Raw genomic sequence first — 4,405 nt, forward strand, 5'->3', positions numbered from 1 at the left:
GGTTCACCTTCACTGCCATCAGTCCATAGCTCTTTTCCTAAACGTCCGCTATTGTTTGAGATCAAAGCATTGGCCGCGTTCAGGATAGTGCAGGTCGATCGATAGTTTTGTTCCAGCTTAATAACTAAAGGCTGGGCAAAGTCGTTTTGGAACTGTTGAATGTTCTCTATCTTCGCGCCACGCCAGCCGTATATAGATTGGTCATCATCGCCCACTACCATAATGGGGATTCGGTTGCCTGCGAGTACGCGAAGCCAGGCATATTGAATGGTGTTAGTATCTTGAAATTCGTCGACCAGAATATAGCGAAAGCGATCTTGATAATGAGCAAGCAGGGCTGGGTTGTTCAGCCATATTTCATGAGAGCGAAGTAAGAGCTCACCGAAGTCGACCATGCCGGACTGTTGGCATTGCTCTTCATAACGTTGGTAGAGCGTTGCCATTACTTGATCGAACTGGGAATGAGTCGGCGGTAAATAAGCGGCGCGAACGCCTTCATCTTTTTTACTGTTGATAAAAGACTGAACTTGCTTAGGCGGCCATCGCGACTCATCGATGTTCATTTCACGCATGATTCGCTTTACGATCCGAAGCTGGTCGTCGGAGTCGAGGATCTGGAAGTTATCCGGAAGATTTGCTTCTTTGGAATGTGCGCGCAGAAAACGGTGAGCAATGCCATGGAAAGTACCAAACCAAAGGTTTCGTGCAGGCAGGTCCAACAATTGCTCGATACGGCCCCTCATTTCCTTGGCAGCTTTGTTAGTGAAGGTCACTGCCATAATTGAAGAAGGGCTTAAGCGTTCAATTTCCATCAACCAGGCAATTCGGTGTACCAATACTCGGGTTTTGCCACTTCCGGCTCCAGCAAGAACCAATAAGTTTTGCATAGGTGCAGCAACAGCACTGCGTTGTGCGTCATTCAAACCGTCAAGAATATGGGATACGTCCATGGGGGTATTTTTACCGAGAACTAATGATTATATGAAAATATTGCTGCTCATCTTACAGCAGCTATGTAAGAGATCAAGATGTGTTGGCTTGCTAAATGTAGGACGAAAAAAAGGGCCTCAAAGGCCCTTTGATATCCGCTGAACTCACGGAAACTTTGACTGCTAGAAAAGAAAGTAGATATATAAACCAATGTGGCTACCGTCAGAATCAGGGCCTGAGTCTACTGAGCTACCATTGTACTTTGTTACTTCGTAGTTTATATCGACGTACCTTAAAGCAATGACTGCACTATCAGAAGTCTTATATCCGTACTCTATAACTAAGCCGCTGGCATCTTCGAATTCAGCATTCTCGTCAAGCCCAATATCATCTGATTCTGCTTCAAATTCTGGGCTGGTATGTAAAGTCAATCCTCCACCAAAACGGTGCTTATCATAATTATAGAAGCCTAATAGTTCGACTGGAATGCGCGTGAAGTCACCATCACCGTTTTCGGCTAATAAGGCATCAAAGTGATAACCAATGCTACTTTGTATAGAGTATGTATCATTGATGTTATAGATAAGACCCAGTTTTAGATCCAATAAACCGCCTGCAGTGAGCTCTTCAGAGTCACCATTGGTGTATTCTACCTTGAGTAAGTCATCTCCCCCAAAAGTAAAGCCTCCAGCAGTAAAGCCTTGGAAGGTTTTCGTAGAAGTTGGTGAGTAATTTTCGGCTAAGGCGATATTGCTGCTAATAGAACATAGCAAAATAACCCACATCCCTAATATCTTTCTTAAACGATTCATTATTAATCCCTTTTTATGCATTAAATTTTAAAGGCGGCAGTATAGTGGACGGATTATCTTAGGTCTATTGATCGTTGAGAGTAGCCACTAAAATTGAATTGTCATTATTTGTTGTTAAGCTTTTCTCTAAATGTTTGTGTTTCAGGTTATACTTCACTCATGATCAATTTTGGCCAACTAAAAGCGCTTTTAAGTAAGCATCGAACTCGATCTGAAGCAGCTTCAGAGGCCAGGCGGAACGCGGAACAAAGTCAGCAAATCTATCAAGCGCTGGTCGATGAACGCAAGTTACGGCAAGCGTTAGAAGCTCAGCTAGTGCAAAAGAGTACCGACCTCGAACTTGCGATTCGAGATCGAACCAAAGAGCTTGAAGACAGTAACAAGCAACTCAGTGAACAAATTGCCCTGCGACAAAAGATCAGTGACGCCTTGGTAAAAAGCCAGACGCGCTTAACGCAGGCTATGGACGCAGCGCGTTTGGGCTTGATCGACTGGGATCTTGATCAAGCCCAGTTTTACCAGTCAGACTTCCATGAACTCTTCGGCGATAAAGAACTGACTACTGAAGAGCATATACATAACCTGAAAACGATTATTCACCCGGCAGACTATGTTGATGTTCGGGCGGCCGTTAACGCTTGTTTGGAAGGCGGTAAGGGAGAGTACCAACTTCAATATCGAGCCCAGAGTGGTGACGATTGGCTATGGATAGAAGAGAGCGGCAAGGTTGTTGATCGGGATGCAAAAGGGCGGGCTCTGCGAATTTTGGGGACCCGGCGTAATATTCAGTCCGAGCGCGCTCGTGATGAACAAGTTCGCTTGGCTAAGTCGGTCGTTGATCATACTTCAGAAGGTGTTTTTGTTCTGGATGCTAACTATCGCTTCCTGTCGGTTAATCCTGCTTATGAGAAAATAATCGGGCAGAGTGCGGAACAGCTTGTTGGGCAGAAGATTGATTGTTTGAGTGATACGCCTAAGCGTCAGGAAGCCTATGCCCAGATATTTGAAGAGGTACAAGCCAAAGACCTATGGCAGGGTGAATTATTAGAGAAGCGATACCATGGTGATTACTTTCCCCAGTGGACTCAGATCAATGCCATCAGGGATCGCAACGGACATATACAATACTATGCCGCAATGCTCTCTGACCTGTCTGTTCGACAAGCTGCTGATAAGAAACTCAATTACTTACTTAATTATGATGACCTCACTAAGTTAGCGAATCGCAACCAGTTCAAAGATCAGTTACACCGCGCTGTGGTTCGCTACAAAGATGAAGGCTTACCTTTCGCCTTAGTGACCTTGGATATTGACCGATTCAAGCAGTTTAATGATAGCTTTGGTCATGATGCGGCTGATGAGTTGCTCAGGGAAATTGCTCGACGCTTGTCTGCGAATGTACAGAAGGTTGATATTCTAGCCCGTGTTGGAGGCAACGAGTTTGCTTGCGTCGTGTCCTGTAGTCCGACCTTTGACGTAATGAAGTTTGCAGAGCGACTTTTTAAAACTGTGACCCATCATAATTATGATATATCGAGTGAGGAAATCGCTTTATCTTGCAGTATGGGTGTCGCACATGTTCCTGAACATACTCAGGATATCGAAACATTGATGCAATATGCGGCCTTGGCGGTGCAGAAAGCTAAATTCCAGGGAGGCGATCAGATCCAATTGTTTGATGATAGTCTTAAGCAGTTCTCTAGAGAACGTCTGGAAATGGAAAATGCATTGCGTAAAGCGTTGCAAAGAAGTGAGTTGGAAGTCTATTACCAACCGAAGCTGGATGTCAGGTCGAGAAGGATTAATTCTTGTGAGGCTTTGGTGCGTTGGAATCACCCCCAAAAAGGGCTCATTTCGCCTGCTGAATTTGTCAATATTGCTGAAGAAAGTGGTTTGATTTCTGAGCTAGGAGCCTATGTGCTTGAAACTGCTTGTCGCCAGGTTAAAACATGGCAGGAACAGGGCTTAGGTACTATTTGTGTTGCCGTAAATTTGTCACCTAGGCAGATTCGTGATCAAAACTTGAAAGGTATGATTAAGAGTGTGTTGGAGTCGAGCGGTATCTCGCCAGTATGTTTGGAATTAGAGCTAACAGAAAGCGTCATAATTGAAGACTTTCGCGCCGGTTTGAGTTGCTTGCATGAATTAAAAGAACTAGGGCTTAAAATTTCTATAGATGACTTTGGTACCGGGTATTCATCATTAAGTTACCTAAAAGAATTGCCGGCTGATACGCTAAAAATTGACCGTTCATTTGTTGAGGGGCTTGAAAACTCCAAAGCACAACTCGCGATAGTCAAGGCTATTATCGTGTTGGGTCAGAGCTTGAACCTTCGTGTGGTTGCAGAAGGTGTCGAGAATCAGGCCCAGTTGTCACTATTATCGCAGCATGGGTGTGATTATATTCAGGGCTATCTTGTCTCAAGACCTTTGAATGATAATGATATGGAGGCTTTACTCAGAACTCAGTAAATAGCGCTGTTTTATATTTATACTATTAGACTATAATGTCCCTGCTTTTTATAAGCGTAAAAATATAATGTAAATTAAGGATATTAAGATATGAAATTGCATGTTGTAGTAGCATTGTTGGTAGTTACCTTGTTGTCTGGCTGTGTAAGCATGAGAACAAGTGAAAAGCACGAATATATGGAAATCGAGCG

Annotated in this window: 3 protein-coding genes; 1 reads left to right on the top strand and 2 read right to left on the bottom strand. The window is 43.9% G+C overall.

From position 1 onward, the window contains the following. Both A3763_RS13160 and A3763_RS13165 read right to left on the bottom strand, forming a co-directional pair. Positions 1-950, bottom strand: a 950-nt coding sequence (locus tag A3763_RS13160; RefSeq protein ID WP_156495083.1) for a UvrD-helicase domain-containing protein, incomplete at its 3' end; no start/stop codon positions are given. A 162-nt stretch (positions 951-1,112) separates the two neighbouring features. Continuing rightward, the gene (locus A3763_RS13165; RefSeq protein ID WP_068512737.1) at positions 1,113-1,742 is read right to left on the bottom strand and encodes a hypothetical protein; all 630 of its coding nucleotides are present in this window, start codon (positions 1,740-1,742) and stop codon (positions 1,113-1,115) included. A 159-nt stretch (positions 1,743-1,901) separates the two neighbouring features. On the opposite strand from A3763_RS13165, the gene A3763_RS13170 reads away from it, so the two are divergent. After that, positions 1,902-4,214 carry a bifunctional diguanylate cyclase/phosphodiesterase gene (locus A3763_RS13170; RefSeq protein WP_068634184.1) on the top strand — a complete coding sequence of 771 codons (2,313 nt, stop codon included), beginning with the start codon at positions 1,902-1,904 and terminating at the stop codon, positions 4,212-4,214. Positions 4,215-4,405 lie beyond the last annotated feature (191 nt).

The sequence above is a fragment of the Oleiphilus sp. HI0128 genome (genome assembly GCF_001635365.1).

Bases quoted from the DNA above. Each gene is read 5' to 3' on its own strand.
- A3763_RS13165 (WP_068512737.1), bottom strand. From the start codon at position 1,742: ATGAATCGTTTAAGAAAGATATTAGGGATGTGGGTTATTTTGCTATGT.
- A3763_RS13170 (WP_068634184.1), top strand. From the start codon at position 1,902: ATGATCAATTTTGGCCAACTAAAAGCGCTTTTAAGTAAGCATCGAACT.